The 18,529-nt window shown below is 69.0% G+C and carries 17 protein-coding genes; 14 read left to right on the top strand and 3 right to left on the bottom strand.

All coding sequences use genetic code 11. The features are described from left to right. Positions 1–26 precede the first annotated feature (26 nt). From BLW78_RS22175 to BLW78_RS22135, 9 genes are all read left to right on the top strand, one after another. Entirely contained in the window at positions 27–731 is a 705-nt protein-coding gene (locus BLW78_RS22175; protein WP_091682123.1) for an isochorismatase family protein, read from the top strand. Positions 732–796: 65 nt separating this feature from the next. Continuing rightward, positions 797–1,861: an ABC transporter substrate-binding protein gene (locus tag BLW78_RS22170; RefSeq protein ID WP_091682121.1), complete on the top strand. Its 1,065-nt coding sequence runs from the start codon at positions 797–799 to the stop codon at positions 1,859–1,861. Positions 1,862–1,865: 4 nt separating this feature from the next. Beyond that, on the top strand, positions 1,866–2,771 hold the full coding sequence (locus tag BLW78_RS22165) for an ABC transporter permease (RefSeq protein WP_091682120.1): 906 nt from the start codon (positions 1,866–1,868) through the stop codon (positions 2,769–2,771). Positions 2,772–2,775: 4 nt separating this feature from the next. After that, positions 2,776–3,582: an ABC transporter permease gene (locus BLW78_RS22160; protein WP_091682118.1), complete on the top strand. Its 807-nt coding sequence runs from the start codon at positions 2,776–2,778 to the stop codon at positions 3,580–3,582. A 44-nt stretch (positions 3,583–3,626) separates the two neighbouring features. Beyond that, a complete protein-coding gene (locus BLW78_RS22155; protein WP_091682117.1) occupies positions 3,627–4,700 on the top strand; it encodes an ABC transporter ATP-binding protein in 1,074 nt (357 codons plus the stop codon). A gap of 11 nt (positions 4,701–4,711) precedes the next feature. After that, a complete protein-coding gene (locus BLW78_RS22150; protein ID WP_091682115.1) occupies positions 4,712–5,683 on the top strand; it encodes a dipeptidase in 972 nt (323 codons plus the stop codon). A 31-nt stretch (positions 5,684–5,714) separates the two neighbouring features. Then, positions 5,715–6,884, top strand: coding sequence for an N-methyl-L-tryptophan oxidase (gene solA / locus BLW78_RS22145; RefSeq protein WP_091682114.1), 1,170 nt, complete (start codon positions 5,715–5,717; stop codon positions 6,882–6,884). A 319-nt stretch (positions 6,885–7,203) separates the two neighbouring features. Then, complete coding sequence (locus BLW78_RS22140) at positions 7,204–7,347, top strand: hypothetical protein (protein WP_244527021.1); 144 nt, start codon at positions 7,204–7,206, stop codon at positions 7,345–7,347. Between the two features lie 108 nt (positions 7,348–7,455). After that, positions 7,456–8,841, top strand: coding sequence for a glycosyltransferase (locus BLW78_RS22135; RefSeq protein WP_091682111.1), 1,386 nt, complete (start codon positions 7,456–7,458; stop codon positions 8,839–8,841). Positions 8,842–9,212: 371 nt separating this feature from the next. Here BLW78_RS22135 and BLW78_RS22130 read toward each other — a convergent pair whose 3' ends face one another. Then, positions 9,213–9,773 carry a TetR/AcrR family transcriptional regulator gene (locus BLW78_RS22130; RefSeq protein ID WP_210186895.1) on the bottom strand — a complete coding sequence of 187 codons (561 nt, stop codon included), beginning with the start codon at positions 9,771–9,773 and terminating at the stop codon, positions 9,213–9,215. A 168-nt stretch (positions 9,774–9,941) separates the two neighbouring features. On the opposite strand from BLW78_RS22130, the gene BLW78_RS22125 reads away from it, so the two are divergent. The 5 genes from BLW78_RS22125 (at position 9,942) to repB (ending at position 16,734) form a co-directional block, all read left to right on the top strand. Continuing rightward, positions 9,942–10,340, top strand: a complete 399-nt coding sequence (locus BLW78_RS22125; RefSeq protein WP_091682109.1) for a RidA family protein — start codon at positions 9,942–9,944, stop codon at positions 10,338–10,340. A gap of 1,423 nt (positions 10,341–11,763) precedes the next feature. After that, positions 11,764–12,852 carry a replication protein RepA gene (locus BLW78_RS22120; RefSeq protein WP_091682108.1) on the top strand — a complete coding sequence of 363 codons (1,089 nt, stop codon included), beginning with the start codon at positions 11,764–11,766 and terminating at the stop codon, positions 12,850–12,852. Positions 12,853–13,043: 191 nt separating this feature from the next. Further along, positions 13,044–14,411, top strand: coding sequence for a plasmid replication protein RepC (gene repC, locus BLW78_RS22115; protein ID WP_091682107.1), 1,368 nt, complete (start codon positions 13,044–13,046; stop codon positions 14,409–14,411). 66 nt (positions 14,412–14,477) lie between these two features. Next, positions 14,478–15,653, top strand: a complete 1,176-nt coding sequence (repA, locus tag BLW78_RS22110; RefSeq protein ID WP_091682106.1) for a plasmid partitioning protein RepA — start codon at positions 14,478–14,480, stop codon at positions 15,651–15,653. 4 nt (positions 15,654–15,657) lie between these two features. Further along, on the top strand, positions 15,658–16,734 hold the full coding sequence (gene repB / locus BLW78_RS22105; RefSeq protein WP_091682105.1) for a plasmid partitioning protein RepB: 1,077 nt from the start codon (positions 15,658–15,660) through the stop codon (positions 16,732–16,734). Between the two features lie 126 nt (positions 16,735–16,860). On the opposite strand, the gene BLW78_RS22100 is transcribed toward repB, so the two are convergent. Together BLW78_RS22100 and BLW78_RS22095 are read right to left on the bottom strand one after the other, a co-directional pair. Beyond that, positions 16,861–17,316, bottom strand: coding sequence for a hypothetical protein (locus BLW78_RS22100; protein ID WP_139307721.1), 456 nt, complete (start codon positions 17,314–17,316; stop codon positions 16,861–16,863). Positions 17,317–17,484: 168 nt separating this feature from the next. Beyond that, positions 17,485–18,513, bottom strand: coding sequence for an amidohydrolase family protein (locus BLW78_RS22095; protein WP_056524304.1), 1,029 nt, complete (start codon positions 18,511–18,513; stop codon positions 17,485–17,487). Positions 18,514–18,529 lie beyond the last annotated feature (16 nt).

Here is an 18,529-nt window from a genome sequence, read left to right as displayed (position 1 = left end):
AACGAACGATGCAAGGGACGCGACAGATGGCCTTCAACACCGAACTCGACAGCGCTCTCGAAGCGGCGTTCGCGGAGGCGAGCGCGTTGTACAAGGAGCGCGGTTTCCAGCGCCGCGTCGGGTTCGGCCGGCGCCCCGCCCTGATCAACGTCGATCTCGCCAATGCCTGGACGCGGCCGGGGAATCCCTTCACCTGCGAGAACATCGACGACCAGATCATCCCCGGCGTCCAGGCGCTCCTGGCCGCCTGCCGGCGCAACAACCACCCGGTCGTGCACGTCACCACCTGCTATCAGGTTACCGACGTCGACAGCCCCAAGACCGACATGGGCCTGTGGCACCGCAAGATCCCGGTTGAGGTCGTGGATCAGAACAAGCCCGAGCTCTGGGCGATCGACAGCCGCATCGAGCCGGTGCCGGGCGAGCAGGTCCTGGTGAAGAAGCGGGCGAGCGCCTTTCACGGGACCTACCTTGCCGGGTTCCTGCGCGCCAATAACGTCGACACGATCCTGGTCACGGGCGTGACCGCCTCGGCCTGCGTGCGCACCACGCTCTGCGACGGTCTCGCCGAGGGCTTCCGGACCATCGCGGTGCGCGAGTGCATCGGCGACCGCGTGCCGGGTGCCGTCGCCTGGAACCTCTTCGACATCGACGCGAAGTTCGCCGACGTCGAGCCGCTGGAGCGCTGTGTCGCCTACCTCGACGAGGTCGGCCTGCGCAACGCCGCCTGACGACCTGGGCCATCGCCTGACGCGATCCGATCCTCGACCCGCCGCCCATGCAGGAGTGTGAGCCGATGCGTGCTGACTTGTCTCTCGATCGATTCTCGCCGACGCGCCGGCAGGCGCTCCTCGGCGGCGCGGCGGCCGTCCTCACGGCGGGGGCGGGACGCGAGGCGCGCGCGGCGGCCGGAACGGTCGTCGTCTCCAACTGGGGCGGCGACTGGAACCAGCGCACGGTACGCTTCGTCGAGACGCCCCTGGTGGAGGCGCAGGGACTGACCGTCGTGCGCGATCTCGGCATGGAACCGGAGCGCAAGGCCAAGCTCCTCGCCGAGCGCCGCCTGCGCCGGGGCAGCATCGACGTGATTCATCTGAACGACTCGGACGGGTTCGAGATGATGAAGCAGGACGTACTGGCCGACCTCGACCGGTCGCGCATCCCGAACTACGGCGACGTGGTGCCGGCCCTGCGCAAGGATTATTTCGTGCCGTGGCTCTACAGTGGCGTGGTGATTATCTATAACAAGGACAAGATCAAGGATCCGCCGAAATCTTACGCGGAGCTCTGGGACAAGAGGTGGGCCGGCCGCCTCGGCCTGACCAATCAGCTCTACTTCAATTACATGATGATGTCCGGCCTGATCCAGGGCGGCAACATGACGAGCGTCGAGACCGGCCGCGAGCGGCTCGTCGCACTGAAGGAATTGGTCCAGCCCCGGCTCTACGCCGCGCATCAGCAGCTCGGCGCGGCGCTGGCCACCGGCGAGGTCGACATCGCCCTGAACTACAAGGCCCGCGGCCTGCAATGGATCGGCGAGGGCTCGCCGCTGGCCATCCAGTATCCGAAGGAGGGCGCGATCGCGATCACCTTCGGCGCCGGGATGCCGAAGCGCGCGCCGAACCCGGACGGAGCCTACGTCTACCTGAACGCGATGCTCGACCGGAAGGCGATGGCCGAACTCGCCGCGGCGAGCTTCTACGCGCCGGCCAACGGCGCGGCCGAGCTGAGCCCCGAGCTGCGCGCCCGGATCGACTTCTCCCCCGAGGAGCGCGAGCACCTCAACTTCCCGGATTATGCCTACGTCTCGAAGAACACCGCCGAGTGGCTCGAGTGGTGGAACAAGACGATGGCGCGCTGATCCGATGGCCACCCTCGCACGCTCGGAGGTCCTGGCGCCCGATCGCGCCGCGCGGGCCCGGCCGCGCATCCCCCCGGGGGTCGGCGGCGTCCTGCCGGGCACGCTACTGGTCGTCCTGGCGCTTCTCGGGCCGCTCGCCCTGATGCTCCGCTACAGCTTCAACCGGTTCGTCCCCGGTGAGCTGATGGTCGAGGGGCTCACCCTCGCCAACTACGCCAAGTTCCTGCACGACAGCTTCTATCGGGACGTCCTGCTCACGACCCTCTGGGTGGCGGCCCTCTCGACGCTGATCTGCCTCGTGCTCGGCTTCCCGGTCGCCTATGCCCTGGTGCGGCAGGTCGGGCCACGCTGGAAGTCGAAGCTGCTGATCCTCATCATCCTGCCGCTCCTCATGGGCAACGCGGTCCGCACCGCCGCCTGGATGGTCATTCTCGGCGACAAGGGCCTTCTCGCCGCCCTGCTCTCCGGGGTGGGACTCACGCCGCCCCGGTTGATGTACACCCCCAGCGCCGTGGTGATCGGCCTCGTCTCGGTGACGCTGCCCTTCATGATCGTGACGCTGCAAAGCGTGCTTGAGCGGATCGATCCGGTCCTCGAGGAGGCGGCCGAGAGTCTGGGCGCCGGGCACCTCACGATCCTGCGGCGGGTCGTGCTGCCCCTCGCGCTGCCCGGGCTGCTCGCCGGCACGATGCTGTGCTTCATCCTGTCGATGAACGCCTACGCCACGCCGGTGCTGATCGGCGGACCGCAATTCCACATGATGGCGCCCGAGGTCTACCAGCAGGTGGCCAAGGCCATGAACTGGCCGTTCGGTGCGGCCCTCGCCTTCGTGCTGATGTCGGTCACCCTCTTGCTGACCACCACCGCCAACGTCCTCGTACAGCGCCGCTACCGGCGCTGGTCGGAGTAGGGCCATGTCGCGCGCAGGCATCCGCCGGACCTACGGCGCCATCTCGGGCGCGGTCCTCGCCTTCATCGTGCTGCCGCTGGTGGTCATCGTCTGGGTGTCGTTCTTCGCCAACCGCATCCTCGCCTTCCCGGCGAGCGGCTACACCCTCGACTGGTACGCGCGCGCCCTCGAAACGGACGTCTTTCGAGACGGCTTCGTCACCAGTGTGGAGACGGCGCTGTTCGCCACGGCGGCGAGCCTCGCCCTCGGCGTGCCGGCGAGCCTCGGCCTGGTGCGCGGCCGCTTCCCCGGCCGCGACGCCGTGCAGGCCCTGCTGCTCGCACCGATGGTCGTGCCCGGCATCGTCGGCGGCGCCGCCCTGTTCATCGCCTTCATCGAGGTCGAGGCGCTGCTCGACATCCAGGTGGCCGGCACGCTCGGCGGCCTGCTCGCGGCGCACACGCTGATCGCGCTGCCCTGGACCATCCGTCTGGTCAGCGCGTCCCTCGCGTCGGCCGATCGGGCGATCGAGGAGGCCGCGGCGAGCCTTGGAGCCGACCCGCTTACCGTGCTGCGGCGCGTGACCCTTCCGGCGATCCGGCCCGCGATCGTCGCGGCGGCCCTGTTCTCCTTCGTGATCTCGTTCATCGATCTGGAGAAGTCGATCTTCCTCGTCGGGCCGGGCCGCACGACGCTGCAGATCGCCCTGGTCAACTACCTCGAATGGAACCTCGACGGGACGGTCGCGGCCGTCGCCGCCGTCCAGATCCTGATTGTCGGGACGGCGCTCCTCGTCAGCGACCGCTACGCGCGTCTCGCCCAAGCCTTCTGAGACGGCCGTCTGAGACTGCCACCTGCCAGCCCGGAGATCGGACCATGTCGACGACGGTCGCCCTTCGCTCCCTGATCAAGCGCTACGGCAGCTTCACGGCCGTGGACGACATCACCCTCGATGTGCCCGAGGGCCAGCTCGTCGCCCTGCTCGGCCCCTCGGGCTGCGGCAAGACCACGACGCTGCGGATGATCGGCGGGTTCGTCGAGGCGGATGCCGGCAGCATCCTGATCGGCGGCCGCGACGTGACCCGTCTGCCGCCGGCCAAGCGCAACATCGGCTTCGGCTTCCAGAGCTACGCCCTGTTCCCGCACATGAGCATCGCCCAGAACGTCGCCTTCGGCCTGGAGATGCGTCGCCTTCCCCGGGCCGAGATCGCGTCGCGCGTGGCCCGGGCGCTCGACCGGGTGCGCCTGTCGGCGATGGAGGATCGGCTGCCCAAGCAGCTGTCTGGCGGCCAGCAGCAGCGGGTCTCGCTCGCCCGCGCCCTGGTGATCGAGCCCTCGGTGCTGCTCCTCGACGAGCCGCTCTCCAACCTCGACGCGCAGCTGCGCGGGGAGATGAAGCTCGAGATCCGCCAGATCCAGAAGGCGATGGGCATCACCACGATTTTCGTCACGCACGATCAGGACGAGGCGCTCTCGATCGCCGACCGTATTGTCGTGATGCGCGCCGGGCGGATCGAGCAGGACGGCAGCCCGGAGGCGGTGTTCGGTGCGCCACGCTCGCGTTTCGTGGCGGAATTCATGGGCGTGACGAACCTCCTGCCGGGGACGGTGGAGGGACCGGACACGTTCCGGCTCGCCGACGGCAACGCGATCCGCGTCCCGGTCGCAGGCGCCGGCCGCGGGGCGACGGTCCTGGCGATCCGGCCCGAGCGCGTCCGCATCACGCCCTCCGGCGCGGACACCGCGCCCGACACGCTGGATGCCGAGATCGAGGCGGCGACCTACCGGGGCCTTTCCGTCGAGTACAGGCTGCGGACCCCGTCCGGTCTGTGCCTGACGGCGCGCCGGGCGACCCCTGCAACCGGCGGCCCGGCCATGCTCGATCCCGGCGCGCGCGTTCACGTCGCCGTCCCGCCAGACGCCTGCCACTTCGTTCCTGTCGAACTCTGAAAGGGCGCACCATGACCATCCGGCACGACGACCTAATCGTGATCGACGGGCTGATCGTCTCCGACTTCGGGCCCGAGGTCTTCGCCGACATGCGACGCGGCGGCATCACGGCGGCCAACTGCACCTGCTCCGTCTGGGAGGATTTCGTCACGACCATGCGGACGATGGCCCGCTGGCGGCGCTGGTTCCGCGAGCACGCCGACCTGATCGCCCCGGTCCACGGTGTTGCCGACATCCACCGCGCGAAGGCGGAGCGCCGCACCGGCATCATCCACGGCTGGCAGAACGCCAGCGCGATCGAGGACCGCATCGAGTACCTGGAGCTGTTCCACGCGCTCGGCCTACGGATCGTCCAGCTGACCTACAACACCCAGAACCTCGTCGGCTCGGGCTGCTACGAGTCCCGCGACGGCGGGTTGTCCGATTTCGGCCGCGACGTGCTGGCCGAGATGAACCGCCTCGGCATCCTGTGCGACCTCTCGCATGTCGGACCCAAGACCAGCGAGGACGCGATCCGCGCCTCGCAGCGACGTGTCGCCTACTCCCATTGCCTGCCCGCCGCCTTGAAGGATCATCCGCGCAACAAGACGGACGCGCAGCTACGCTTCATCGCTGAGCGGGGCGGCTTCGTGGGCGTGACCATGTTCCCGCCGTTCCTCGCCCGGGGCGCAGCCGCGACGATCGAGGACTATCTCGACGCCATCGCGTACGTGATCGATCTGGTCGGCGAAGAGAACGCCGGCATCGGCACCGACTTCACGCAGGGCTACGGACAGGCATTCTTCGACTACATCACCCACGACAAGGGTGACGGCCGCAAGCTCACGGATTTCGGTGAGGTTTTGAACCCCGAAGGCATTCGCGTCATCGGCGACTTTCCGAACCTCACCGCAGCGATGGAGCGGCGCGGCTGGCCGGCCTCCCGCATCGAACGCGTCATGGGCGGCAACTGGCTCGCCCTGCTCGGCGACGTCTGGGCCTGAGCACTTCTCGGGCAACTCCGGAGATCTCGCGATGTCAGCGAACACCTACGACGTCATCGTCCTCGGCGTCGGCGGCATGGGCTCGGCCGCCTGCTGGCACCTCGCCCGCCGTGGGGTCCGGGTGCTGGGGCTCGAACGCTTCGACATCCCGCACGCCATGGGCTCCTCACACGGCTTCAACAGGATCATCCGCCTCGCCTACTTCGAGGATCCCTCCTACGTGCCACTGCTGCGGCGCGCCTATGAGAACTGGCGGGAACTGGAGGGACGGTTCGGCGAGCAGCTGCTCTTCATCACCGGCTCGATCGATGCAGGACCTGAGGGCAGTGCTATGGTCGAGGGCTCGGTCGCGGCTTGCCGGACGCACGACCTCCCGCACCGTCTGCTCGATGGCGCCGAACTGCGGCGTGTGGCGCCCGGCTACAACCTGCCCGACACGCATCGGGCCGTCCTTCAGCCGGATGGCGGCTTCGTCTCGGCCGAGCGCGCGATCGTCGCGCACGTCATGCAGGCGCAGGCGGCCGGCGCCGAGATCCGGGCGCGGGAGCCGGCGCTGAGCTGGGAGCCGACGGCCTCAGGTGTACGCGTCCGGACGGAGCGGGGCACCTACGAGGCGGGGCACCTGATCCTGTCGGCCGGCTCGTGGATGGGCGAATTCGTGCCGCAGCTCAAAACCGTCGCTGTGCCCGAGCGGCAGGTGCTCGGCTGGTTCCAGCCACGGGAGCCGGCCCTGTTCGCTCCGGACCGCTTCCCGGTGTTCAATATGGAGGTCGACGAGGGCAAGTTCTACGGCTTCCCAGTCTGGCACGTGCCGGGCTTCAAGATCGGCCGTTGGCACCATCTCGGCGAGACGGGCGGTGCCGATACGTTGTCGCGAGAGTGCGAAGCCGAGGACGAGGCGGTGCTACGCCCCTGCGTCAGCCGCTACTTCCCCCAAGCAAACGGCCCGACCATGGCAATGCGGGCCTGCTTCTTCACGAATACGCCGGACGAGCACTTCGTGATCGATACGCTGCCGGACCTGCCGCAGGTCGTCGTCGCCTCACCCTGCTCAGGCCACGGTTACAAGTTCTGCAGCGTCGTGGGTGAAGTTCTCGCCGACCTCGCCTCGGGTAGAAGGCCGGGCTTTGACCTCCGCCTACATGCGCTCAACCGCTTCGCACTACGTTCGTATGCGCGCACTGACCAAAGCTCCGCATGATCTAAGTTTAGGACCCGTTTAGCTCCAATTCTGTTCGCCCTGGCTTGCATGCCCCCAAGATGATGGGTTGGCACTCGCTGGCGCCTTACGTCTGCTCTTGCAATATGCGGGCATATAAACAGATCGGCGGGTTTCGGCCCAATCCGGCCCACCGGAATTTGCTTCGGAATGACCTGAATGGGTGGATGAACGAACCCGCTCGCGCGGGTTGGGTGGCAGCTTCGAGGATGGCGGATTGACCCCAGCGTCCTGCGCCAATTGAGCGCCGCCCAGCCCGGGCGGACGATCCCGGCTCCCTTGTTTCGAGCGGGGCCATCCCATGACCATCGTCGCAGTTCCCGCCGCTGCCGGCGGCTCGCTGCGTCATCGCCTGATCGACGACATGACCCTGCGCCGGTTCTCCCGGGCGACGCAGCACAACTACATCCGTGACGTCGGGCCGCTGGCCGCCTTCCTGCGGTGATCAGCCTATCGATATGGTGGAACCGCTGACGGACAGATCATATCATCACCACACAGGAGCGAACGGTGATGACCAGGAACGAGCAGTCGAGCAGGCTGTCGCGTCACAATGCGCTACGATCCCTCATTCGCGAGCGCGAGCGCGCGCGCGATGACGGACGTGCTTGCAGAGTGTTCGCAGCGCAGCACGCAGCGAGATGACACGGTGCGGATCGCCCTTACGAGCTTCGGGACACGCGGAGACGTCCAACCCTTTCTAGTCCTCGCGATGGCGCTGCAGGCTCGCGGCCACGATGTGACCCTCGCGGTCCCTCCCAACGTCCTAGAGTGGGCTGCCCAATGCGGCGTCCGTATCGAGCGTATCGGCTTCGACACCCAGGCCTACATGGACTCGCCCGAGGGCCAAGCCATGTTCGCGTCCGGTAACGTCCGGGCTATCATGAAACGCATGCAGGCCCTGATGCACGCGCATCAGGATCTGCTTCTGGCGGACCAGATGCGCATCTGCGACGGAGCAGATGTTATCGTGGCTGGCGTACTTACAGAGGATCACTCGGCGGTCATGGCCGAAGCGCAGGGTATCCCCCTGATCGCACTGCATCTTGCTCCTTTGATGCCCACCGGCGACTTCGCCCATAGCCTCGTCACCACGCGAGATCTCCGCTCGCGCCTGCTCCATCGCCTGACATATGCTGTGGTTGAACGCCTGTGGTGGGCGGCCCATCGCGACAGCGTTGCGCTTCTGCGCAGCCGCATGGGGCTTGCCTCTACCCGTCGGCCAACCCAGCAGCGCCTCGCCACGACGGGGTTGTGCTCCGTGCAGGCATTCTCGTCACACCTCGTCCCTCGGCCATCCGACTGGGGCCCGACGCAACGCATTGTCGGGTCCTTTCAGGTCCCGAAGGCTGCGCGGCGGAGCCTCGGGGAGGCTGCCCCTGCGCCGCAACTCGCCGCTTGGCTTGAGGCCGGTCCACCACCGGTCTACGTTGGTCTCGGCAGCATGCCGGTGCGAGAGCCTGACCGGATGCTGAACCTTCTCGGCCAGGTCGCGCGCCGCTGCAATTGCCGCATGGTCGTGGGCGCCGGCTGGTCGACCTTGGCGTCGCTGCAGGACCCATCATCGGAGATCCGCCTCGTCGGCGCGATCGACCATGATTGGCTGCTGCCCCGTTGCTCAGCCGCCGTTCACCACGGCGGCGCTGGAACAACCCATGCCGTCGTCAGGGCGGGGCTGCCGTCCGTGGTCGCATCGGTCTTCGCCGATCAGCCGTTCTGGGGCGCGCGACTGGCCCAGCTGGGTGTTGGCTGCCACATGCCCTTCAGAAAAGTGACTTGTGACAGCTTGGAACGCGGACTGCGCCTGATCTCGAAAGCTGATGCGGTCGCGCATGCGGCGACGCTCTCGGCACGCATGCGATCCGACCCCAATCCCGTTTCAGCAGCAATGCGACTCATCGAAGAGAGCCGCTTAGACACCATCTGCTATGCGCCCTGAGGGATCCGCGGACGTTTCCGGGAACGTGGGCTTAAATCGCCGCCCCGCTGGAAGGACCGAAACCGATCTTCGCTTCCGACATGTTGATATTGCGCAGTCCGCGTCGATAGGCCTCCTGCGACTACCTTTTTTTGGAGAGTCGTCTTCGAAGCGGACTTGCAGCTTTCGGCCAGTTTCCGTCATCGCGCGACGCCCGCCTGAACGTCTCAGACGGATGGCTTCCGGCTGGTCGGCTTTCGAGCGACATAGGTCCGGAGCAGACGTCGTTGTCGTCTCCTCTCTCGCTGTTCGCGCGCGGGCCACCCTGCAAGGTGTCCCCCGACGAACGCGTCGCGCGCCCGAGGATGACGCGTCCAGACCGGCGGGACGGCCTACTTCAGGAGGCCGTTCGCCAAGCACCGGAAGGCCTCGGTGACCCTGGCGAGGACGGCCGGCGGATCGTCGGACGCGGCGACCCAGAGCGCGGCGTTGAGCGCCGCGCCGTTGATCAGGCGCGCCGCGGCCTCGGCATCGACAGGCTTGACCGTCCCGGCCTCCACGAGGGCCTGGATCGTCTCGGTCGTAGTGCGCAGGCAGGCGGTCTGGCCCGGCCACCGCGACGGATCGCCCAGCACTGCCGGTCCGTCGAGGAGCACGATGCGCTGGATCTCCGGCTCGAGGGCCAACTCGATGTAGGCGACGCCCTCGTCGAGGAAGCCGAGCCAGGGCGTTGGCGCCCTCTCGCGCGCGACCCGCGCCTTAGCGACCATCTCGGCGTCGAGCTGCGCGATGACGGCCTGAAGCAGGCCCTTCTTGTCGCCGAAGTTGTGATAGAGCGCGCCACGCGTCAGGCCGGCTGCTTCCGTCAGCTCATCCATCGACGCCGCTGCGTAGCCCTTCTCGGCAAAGGCTGCACGCGCCGCGCGGATCAGCCGCGCGCGGGTTTCCTCCATCTTCAGCGCGCGCCGTCCCGATGCCACAGGATGCCTCGATCCTTCACGTAGGCCCGCATGTGTTGACATACGCGGCGTATGTCACGATGTCCCTACATACGCGGCGTATGTGAATGGTGCCGCGAGGTCGATGGAAGCCGTCGGCACCCTTCGCAGAGGACACGCGATATGTCGAAGCGCGATGCAGTCTTTCCGCCCGGACGGCAAGCCCTCTACGACAAGCACCGCTACTCGGCCGCGATCCGGTCCGGCGACCTGCTTTTCGTCTCCGGCCAAGTCGGCAGCCGCGAGGATGGCTCGCCTGAACCGGATTTCGGTGCGCAGGTTCGCCGTGCCTTCGACAGGCTGAACGCCGTTCTCGCGGCGGCCGGCTGCAGTTTCGACGACGTGGTGGACGTGACAACCTTCCACACCGACCCTGAAACGCAGTTCGACACAGTGATGGCGGTACGCGACGTAATGATCGGCGAACCGCCCTATCCGAACTGGACTGCCGTCGGCGTGACCTGGCTCGCGGGCTTCGACTTCGAGATCAAGGTCATCGCTCGTCTTCCGACCCCGGTCTGAGTCGGCGTTCGGCTCGGACGATGCCGGGAAGAATCGCCAAGCCGCTTGTTCCTCCACGGTCCCGATACCGGAATCATCGTCGATGAGACGGATTTAGACGATCGCTCCTGACCCTGTACGAACTATGAACTTGGATCACCGCGTGGGGCCCATCACCCGGCGAGGAGGCCCGCCGATTGGACCACCACCACCGCGAGCATGCAGACCGCCGCCGCGGCCGCCGCGTACGACACAATTTTCGTGAATCCCTTCCTGGATCTCCTCCAGACAAATCGGATCTTCGGGCGTCGACAGAGATCGCAGCGCGCGACCGCGCTCCGTGAAGGCAAGACGGCCCGGAGCGCCGCGTCACACACCGTATCGGGGTGTCACGTCGTCAACGCTCCTCGGTGGCGAGCGTAAACAACGACAGGAAGATTCGGTTCACCTCGGATGCGCGCGTCCTGTCCTCGAGCGACAACTTGCCGCTCGCGACGCGGCACGTTCTGGAACTTCGCAGGCGATGGGTGAACGGGACGCGCGGCCCGCGCAGGGGCGCACGGGGCGTCTATGGCCGGCCCGGTACCGACGCCCGTCGCGCGAGCGGCCCGAAGGCGCCCTCCCCTCCCGGTCCCGCTCCGTAGCGCTCCGATGTGCCGGGCGGTCACCGACCGCGTCGTCGCGGGCCGCGACCGAATGCCCGACCGTCTCCGGACCACGGGACCTTGCCGGTCAGCGACGCCACTGGCCGACGCGTCGCCGCACCACCATCCTGATCCTGCGGTGCGCGGCTCGCATCTGGGTCGTCCCTGCCGATCGGTTCACGCCGCCTCACGGGCGCGCGGGTTACGGTCCGCCGCTGGAAGCGCGTCGGCGAGGTCCCGAGCAGGCCGGGTCGCCACCCTTCGGCTGATCGCCCGTCTCGCGTCTCTGTCCAGTGGCGTCCGAGCGCGCCAGAGACGCGTGGCCGATCAGTGGCCACCCAATGCGATGGTGCCGGGCCTTCCGACGCGACCGCTTACAAAAATCAGCGCCCCCGGGTCCGCTCCTGAGAAAACTCAGCGCGGCCCCAGCGGTGTCCGACGGCGCGGGACTTACAAAAATCAGCGCGGGTGGACGCGCCTGCCGCGGTTTGGAAGGTCGCCAAGCGCCCTCACCCGTCACCGACGGCGTGCGCCACGCTGACTTTTGCCAGCGGACGGTCGGCGAGCGCTGATTTTTCGCACTCGCGCCGCCGCGACCGGCGCCAACGGCGGTCGCAGCCGTGCCGGGACGCCGTCGCGGCTCGACCGCTGGGCGGCCGTGGGTCGCCGACGCTGAGTTTTGTAAAGAATCCCGGTCGGCGCGCTGAGATTTGGAAACCCGATGATTGCGCCCGGTCGGCGACTCGCGACTGATAGCCTCCAAATTGCCCTGTGGTCGGCACGAGGAGAGCAAGACCGGCATGAACGCGGCAGAGACCCGCCAGTTGAGCCTGTGGGAGCAGAGCCTGCGGCGCCCCGAGGCCGGAGCCGACCGGCCGACGACCGGGCTCGGCCCCGCGCTCGACGGCCGCATGGATGTGTCGTTCCTCCACAAGGGCTTCTGCATCGCCGGCCTGCCGCTGCGCCGGCCCAAGAACACGATGGAGCCGTGGAACCGGCGCGACGGTCGCTTCTCGCTGACCGTCGAGCCGGCCCGGTTCGTCCTGCCCAACGGGCGCCAGATCGAGGTGGGCGTCCCGTTCGGACCCAAGGCGCGCCTCCTCTCCATGTGGCTGGCCACGGAGGCCCGCGATCCGCGCCGGAGCGCCCGCGACCGCTGGATGGAGATGGGGCGGATCACCGAGTGGTTGAAGGCCGTCGGTTTGCCGGTCACGGGCGGCGAGCGGGGCTCGATCGGGCCGACCAAGGACCAGCTCGTCCGGCTGAGCTTCCCCATCTTCACGATGGTCCTGAACGGCGACGAGGGCGGCCACGTGTTCAAGCGCGAGAGCCTGATCGAGGGGGGCGCGTTCAAGGATGACGACCTCGAGGTCTGGGCCGCCGGGGGACACAGCGCCATGCGCTGGCCGGAAGCGCTGATGCTCAGCCAGAACGCCTACGACCGCTTCACACGGCACTCGATCCCGGTGCCGACCGCCAGGCTGCGCCAGGTCGCCCACAACGCCATGGCGATCGATATCCTCGTGTACCTCTGCTACCGGCTGCCGCTGCTCTCGCGCGGGGAGAGCGAATTGCTGACCTGGCGCGATCTGATGGCGCAGTTCGGATCCTCGGAATTCGCCTCCCGCTTCAAGCAGGCCTTCTCGGAATCGATCAAGCGCACCCTCGACGCGTACCCGGAAGCCAACGTCGCGATGACGGCCGAGGGTCTGGTGCTGCGGCACTCGGACCCGGCGGAGCTGCGGCGCGCCTTCGTCGCCGTCGCGGGGGGCCCGACCCGTCGCGCCCGTGCCGCGCCGCGGGCGCGCAAGGCTGCGCGGGTCCCGGATCAGACGGGCCCCTGCGAGAGCGCGGACCTGCTGACGCCGGCCGGTGCCGCGCGCGCCTGACGGCGGCCCGCCCCCACCCCTCTAGACGGAGCAACCCGGCAAAAGAAAAGGCCCCCGAGACGTTCGCCCCGGAAGCCCTCTCTGTCGTCTGGACAACCTCAGAGAATCACTCCCGGACATCGCTGTCAACCACGCGACGCGGCCATCGCCTCGGCGGGCGCTGCTCTCTTGCCTCATCGCGGGCGAGGACCATGCTTCCCGGACACGAACCCACGACGCCCTTCGGGCGGCGACCGCTCTCGCTCGGCATGATGGCCGCGCAGGCGGCGGCCAAGGCCTGCCCCGACGACGCGGTCGGGCACAAATGGCGCATCTTCCGCGACGTGACCGAGGCGAAGGATCACCTCGCCGTCTCGGACCGCGCCCTCGCGGTGCTGAGCGCGCTGCTCACGTTCCATCCCGAGACGGCGCTGTCGCCCGGCTCGCCGCTCGTGGTCTTCCCGTCGAACCGCGAATTGTCGCTGCGGTCGCACGGCCCGTCCCCGGCGACGCTGCGGCGCGCGCTGGCCCAGCTCGTCGCGGCCGGCCTAGTGATCCGGCGGGACAGCCCGAACGGCAAGCGCTACGCGCGCCGCGACGGCGCCGGCGCGATCGCGCGCGCCTTCGGGTTCGACCTGACGCCGCTCGTGGCGCGCGCGGGGGAATTCGCCGCGCTCGCCCGGGCGGTGCGGGCGGCCGCGCGCCGGCGCCTGCTCCTGCGCGAGGAGATCGCCCTGCACCGCCGCGACCTGTCGAAGATCCTCGCCCTGGCCGCCGAATCCGGATGGCCCGGGCCCTGGGCGGCGCTCGCGGATCGGTTCGCGGCCTGCGGCGGCATGCCGGGTCGGACCGCCGGCGAGCCCCACCTGCACGCCGCCGCCGAACCGCTGCGCGCGCTGCGCCGGGAGGTGGACAAGTGGCTGCCAAGTTTGGCGAATGCGCCGGAAATGGTCGGCACTGCGTCTCACGGTGAGCGCCACCATCAGAATTCAGATCCAGATCCTGCTGACGATTCTGAACGGTGCCCCCGGCGAGGCCCGGCCGGAGCCGCGCGATCCGACGTCGCTCCCGCGCCCGGCCAGCCGCGTCCCCTCCCCTCGCCCCTGCCTCTGCCGATGGTGCTCGAGGCCTGTCCCGACGTCGTGCTCTACGCCCGCGAGGGTATCCGGAGCTGGTCCGATCTGGCCGGCGCGGCGGAGGTCGTTCGTCCGGCGCTGGGAATCGGCCCGGACGTCTGGGAGGCGGCCCTGGCCGCGATGGGGCGGGACCACGCGCTGGCGGCGCTGTCGGCGATCCTCCAGCGCGCCGAGTCGATCGGCGCGCCCGGCGCCTATCTGCGCGACCTGACGCGGAAGGCCCACTCCGGCCGGTTCTCGGCCTGGCCGATGCTCTTCGCCCTGTGGCGCCAGCGCCGTCGAGCGTCAGCCGACGGCCCAAGCGGCCCCTCCGCGTCGCGGGAGTTGACCGCGGTCAACACGCTCGCCAGCTCGGAAGCGGGGCGGCGCGAGCGTCAACATTCTGTTAAGGTTGACTGTGATCTTGTCACGGTGCGGCGGCGTTTGCGGCCGCGAAAACCGTGACAGGAGTTCGGAACCGTGGCCAGCCCCGCGGCGCTCGCCGCCCTACCCTCTTCGGGGTCAACCTCCATGGCGATGCACGATCTGATCGCCGGCGACGCGCAGGCGCTGTCGGCCAAACTGCAGTCGCACCGGCAGCGGCTGTTCCCGCCCGAGGCGCGCAAGCAGCTGCGGCGCTTCTCGTCCGGCGAGGCCGCCAAGCTGATCGGGGTCGACGACGGCTACCTGCGGCGACTCTCGCTCGACGGCAAGGGGCCCGCCCCCGAGATCGGGCCGTCCGGGCGGCGATCCTACTCGAGCGCCGACATCCAGGCGCTGCGCGGCATGCTGGACGAGGGGGCCAAGACCGGCCGGCGGTACCGGAAGGAGCGGCGGGCCGAGGAGCATCTCCAGATCATCGCGGTGGTGAACTTCAAGGGCGGCTCGGGCAAGACCACCACGGCGGCCCATCTCGCGCAGCACATGGCGCTGCAGGGCTACCGCGTCCTCGCCGTCGACCTCGACCCGCAGGCGAGCCTGTCGGCCCTGCACGGGATCCAGCCCGAATTCGACGTGCGGGACAACGAGACCCTCTACGCCGCGATCCGGTACGACGCGGCGCGCCGTCCCCTGACCGACGTCATCCAGAAGACCTACTTTCCGGGCCTCGACCTCGTGCCGGGCAATCTCGAGCTGATGGAGTTCGAGCACGAGACACCGCGCGCCCTCCTCCAGCGGAGCAGCGACGACGATTCGCTGTTCTTCACGCGCTTCGCCCAGGCCCTGGCGCCGGTCGCCGACCGCTACGACGTGGTCGTGGTCGATTGCCCGCCGCAACTCGGCTACCTGACGCTCTCTGCCCTATGCGCGGCTACCAGCGTGCTCGTCACCGTGCATCCGCAGATGCTCGACGTGATGTCGATGTGCCAGTTCCTGCTGATGACCTCCGAGATGCTCGGAGTCGTCGCCAAGGCCGGCGGCGACATGAACTACGACTGGATGCGCTACCTCGTCACGCGCTACGAGCCGACCGACGGCCCGCAGACCCAGATGGTCGCGTTCATGCGGACCCTGTTCGGGGAGCGCGTGCTCACCAACGCGATGCTGAAGAGCACGGCGGTCTCGGATGCCGGCATTACCAAGCAGACCCTGTTCGAGGTCAGTCGCGACCAGTTCACGCGCGCGACCTACGACCGCGCGATGGAGAGCCTGGACGCGGTCAACGGCGAGATCGACGCGCTGATCCGCACGGCATGGGGACGCTGATCCGATGGCCCGCAAGAACCTCCTCGCCGGCCTGCTCGATCCGGCCGACCAGACCGAGTTGACCGCGGTCAACTCGCCCCGCGACGACGCGGCGGCGGCGCGATCGGAGCGGGGCCCCGCCCCGGCCATTCCCAGCTTCACCGGCCGCGGCGCGGTCGGCGCGATGAGCCGGTCCCTGGAGCGCCTGACCTCCGAGGTCGTCTCGGCGCGCGCCGCGGAGGACCAGCTCAGGTCCGGCAGCGTCGCGGTCGATCTCGATCCGGGCCTCGTCGACCCGTCGCCGGCCCCCGACCGGCTGCCGGTGATCGACGGCCCCGGCGAGGACGCCTTCGTCGCCGTCATCCGGGCGCAGGGGCAGCAGACCCCGATCCTGGTGCGGCCCCATCCCACCGTCAGCGGGCGCTATCAGGTCGCGTTCGGCCACCGGCGGCTGCGGGCCGCGGCCGCGCTGGGGCGGCCGGTCCGCGCGCTGGTGCGGACGCTCACGGATGCCGAACTCGTCGTCGCCCAGGGTCAGGAGAACAACGCGCGGGCCGATCTCAGCTTCATCGAGCGGGCCGCCTTCGCCCTGACGCTGGAGCGGCTCGGGCACGGGCGCGACGTGATCATGGCCGCCCTGCTCGTCGACAAGACCGAGCTGTCGCGCCTGATCGCGGCGCGGCGCGCCCTGCCCGATTCCGTGATCGCCGCCATCGGTCCCGCCCCGAAGGCGGGACGCCGCCGGTGGATGAGCCTCGCGGATCGCCTCGCCAGCCCGGAGATGCGGGCGCGGGTCGATGAGATCGTCGCCGCGGACGCCTTCGCGACCCTGTCCTCCGACCAGCGGTTCGTGCGCGTGTACGCGGCCGTGGCGCCGGTCCCCGTCCCGGCGCCGCCGGTGGTCCGCGCGGGGCCGGAGGCGGGGCTGGCGGAGGACGGGCGCCGCTTGGCGCGCATCGAGCGGACCCCGACGACCGTGGGCCTAATCATCGACGAGACGCTCCATCCCGCCTTCGGCGACTTCCTCGTCGCGCGCCTCCCCGAGCTGTTCGCGGCCTACGAGCGCGAACAGGCGCGCGGCCCGGAGCGATCCGGGCTCTGAGGTCGCGCCGCGCGGGCCTCGCGCCGCCGGGGCGGACCGGTCGCGAGGCCGCCGGTTCCCGAGATCCGCCGCGCGCGATCCGCCCGCACGGGGGAGGGGGCTCCGGCGCGCTGCGTGAGGCGCCGGCTACCTGCAGGCCTCGGCCCGCTTGTCGATCAGGCCGCGCAGCCCGGAGAGGCTGATCTCCTCCGTCATGGCCTCGTGCCATCGGTCCAGCAGGCGGATGCTGAAGCGTCGACCGGCCAGAATATTTTTCAATACGTCCCCATTCAGCGTGATCACTCCGGCGTCCTGCATCTGCGTTGTGGGAAACATCGCGTTTGAAACAGGTCCGTCGTCGATCCGATACTGATAATTGAAGATGGAATTCTTCGGTAGGCCGGTGATCTCGATGCGGTCGCCGACGATCTGGATGCGCGACCGCGCCTTCGGCGCCAGAACGCAGGCGACGTCGCCGCTCGACGGGGCCGCCGATTTCCTGAGCACCCAATCGCCCTCGCCGGCGACCGTCTGTCCGGCCTCCTGAGCGTGGCCCAGGCCCGCGACAAGGCAGAGCGCGACGGCGCAGATCGTGACCCTCATGAACGACATCCCCGCTTCACCCGCCGGTCCGGCCCTGGGACCAACATCGTTCGCGCGGCGGCGCCGTCGATCTGAGACACATTCGCCCGGTCACCGGCAGGCGCGCGCCGGCGGACCCGCGATCGGGTCCGCCCCGCCTCTGCGGCTCCTCCGAGGCCCTCGGCGGCCCTACGGCGTCACGCCGGCCGACCGGAGCCGCGCCGCGAGGCGCGGATACACGCGCAGCGCGTTCCCGGCGTAGATCTTGGCCCGGTCCGCGTCCGGGATCGCCGCGGCCTCGACGTAGCGCTTAGTGTCGTCGTAGGCGTGGCCGGTCTCGGGATCGACCCCGTTCACCGCGCCGACCATCTCGGAGGCGAACAGCACGTTCTCGCGCGGGACGACCTTGAGCAGCAGGTCGATGCCGGGCTGATGGTAGACGCAGGTGTCGAAGAAGACGTTGCGCATCAGCTCGGACAGCGGCGGCCGCTTCATGTCCTGGGCCAGTCCCCGGTAGCGTCCCCAGTGATAGGGCACGGCACCCCCGCCGTGCGGGATGATCAGGCGCAGCGTCGGGAAGTCCTTGAACAGGTCCGAGGTCACGAACTGCATGAAGGCGGTGGTGTCGCCGTTGATGTAGTGCGCCCCGGTCGCGTGGAAGTTGGGATTGGCCGAGGCGCTGACATGCACCATGCCGGGCACGTCGAGCTCGACCATCTTCTCCCAGAGCGGGTACCAGAACCGGTCGGAGAGCGGCGGATCGGTCCAGTAGCCCCCGGACGGGTCCGGGTTGACGTTGCAGCCGACGAAGCCGAGTTCCTTGACGCAGCGCTCGAGCTCGGCCGTACAGTTCTTGGGCGAGACACCCGGCGATTGCGGCAGCTGGCAGACGCCGACGAAGTTCTGCGGCATCAGGCTCGTCACCCGGTGGATCATGTCGTTCGACACGATCGACCAGTCGAGGCTGGTGCGGGCCGTGCCGATATGGTGGCCCATCCCGCCGGCCCGCGGCGAGAACAGCGCCAGGGAGATGCCGCGCTCGGACTGGAGCTTGAGCTGCCGCCCGCTCACGCTGGCGCGCACCGCGTCGTCGCTGACTTGCAGGTCCGACGGCTTGGGGGACTGGCCCGGGTCGTTGAGCGCGCCGATCTGGCGCTTGCGCCAGTCCAGCATGGCGGCCGGCTCGGTGGTGTAGTGCCCGTGGCAATCGATCACCAGACCCGTGTAGCGCGAC

This window comes from Methylobacterium sp. 275MFSha3.1, from assembly GCF_900108435.1.
Taxonomy (GTDB): domain Bacteria; phylum Pseudomonadota; class Alphaproteobacteria; order Rhizobiales; family Beijerinckiaceae; genus Methylobacterium.
Note: the sequence above shows the minus strand (reverse complement) of the source record. Positions and strands in the feature narration are given on the sequence as shown.

Excerpts from the sequence above, each read along its gene's own strand:
- BLW78_RS22175 (WP_091682123.1), top strand. The coding sequence starts at position 27 with ATGGCCTTCAACACCGAACTCGACAGCGCTCTCGAAGCGGCGTTCGCG.
- BLW78_RS22170 (WP_091682121.1), top strand. The coding sequence starts at position 797 with ATGCGTGCTGACTTGTCTCTCGATCGATTCTCGCCGACGCGCCGGCAG.
- BLW78_RS22165 (WP_091682120.1), top strand. The coding sequence starts at position 1,866 with ATGGCCACCCTCGCACGCTCGGAGGTCCTGGCGCCCGATCGCGCCGCG.
- BLW78_RS22160 (WP_091682118.1), top strand. The coding sequence starts at position 2,776 with ATGTCGCGCGCAGGCATCCGCCGGACCTACGGCGCCATCTCGGGCGCG.
- BLW78_RS22155 (WP_091682117.1), top strand. The coding sequence starts at position 3,627 with ATGTCGACGACGGTCGCCCTTCGCTCCCTGATCAAGCGCTACGGCAGC.
- BLW78_RS22150 (WP_091682115.1), top strand. The coding sequence starts at position 4,712 with ATGACCATCCGGCACGACGACCTAATCGTGATCGACGGGCTGATCGTC.
- solA (WP_091682114.1), top strand. The coding sequence starts at position 5,715 with ATGTCAGCGAACACCTACGACGTCATCGTCCTCGGCGTCGGCGGCATG.
- BLW78_RS22140 (WP_244527021.1), top strand. The coding sequence starts at position 7,204 with ATGACCATCGTCGCAGTTCCCGCCGCTGCCGGCGGCTCGCTGCGTCAT.
- BLW78_RS22135 (WP_091682111.1), top strand. The coding sequence starts at position 7,456 with ATGCGCTACGATCCCTCATTCGCGAGCGCGAGCGCGCGCGCGATGACG.
- BLW78_RS22130 (WP_210186895.1), bottom strand. The coding sequence starts at position 9,773 with ATGGAGGAAACCCGCGCGCGGCTGATCCGCGCGGCGCGTGCAGCCTTT.
- BLW78_RS22125 (WP_091682109.1), top strand. The coding sequence starts at position 9,942 with ATGTCGAAGCGCGATGCAGTCTTTCCGCCCGGACGGCAAGCCCTCTAC.
- BLW78_RS22120 (WP_091682108.1), top strand. The coding sequence starts at position 11,764 with ATGAACGCGGCAGAGACCCGCCAGTTGAGCCTGTGGGAGCAGAGCCTG.
- repC (WP_091682107.1), top strand. The coding sequence starts at position 13,044 with ATGCTTCCCGGACACGAACCCACGACGCCCTTCGGGCGGCGACCGCTC.
- repA (WP_091682106.1), top strand. The coding sequence starts at position 14,478 with ATGGCGATGCACGATCTGATCGCCGGCGACGCGCAGGCGCTGTCGGCC.
- repB (WP_091682105.1), top strand. The coding sequence starts at position 15,658 with ATGGCCCGCAAGAACCTCCTCGCCGGCCTGCTCGATCCGGCCGACCAG.
- BLW78_RS22100 (WP_139307721.1), bottom strand. The coding sequence starts at position 17,316 with ATGAGGGTCACGATCTGCGCCGTCGCGCTCTGCCTTGTCGCGGGCCTG.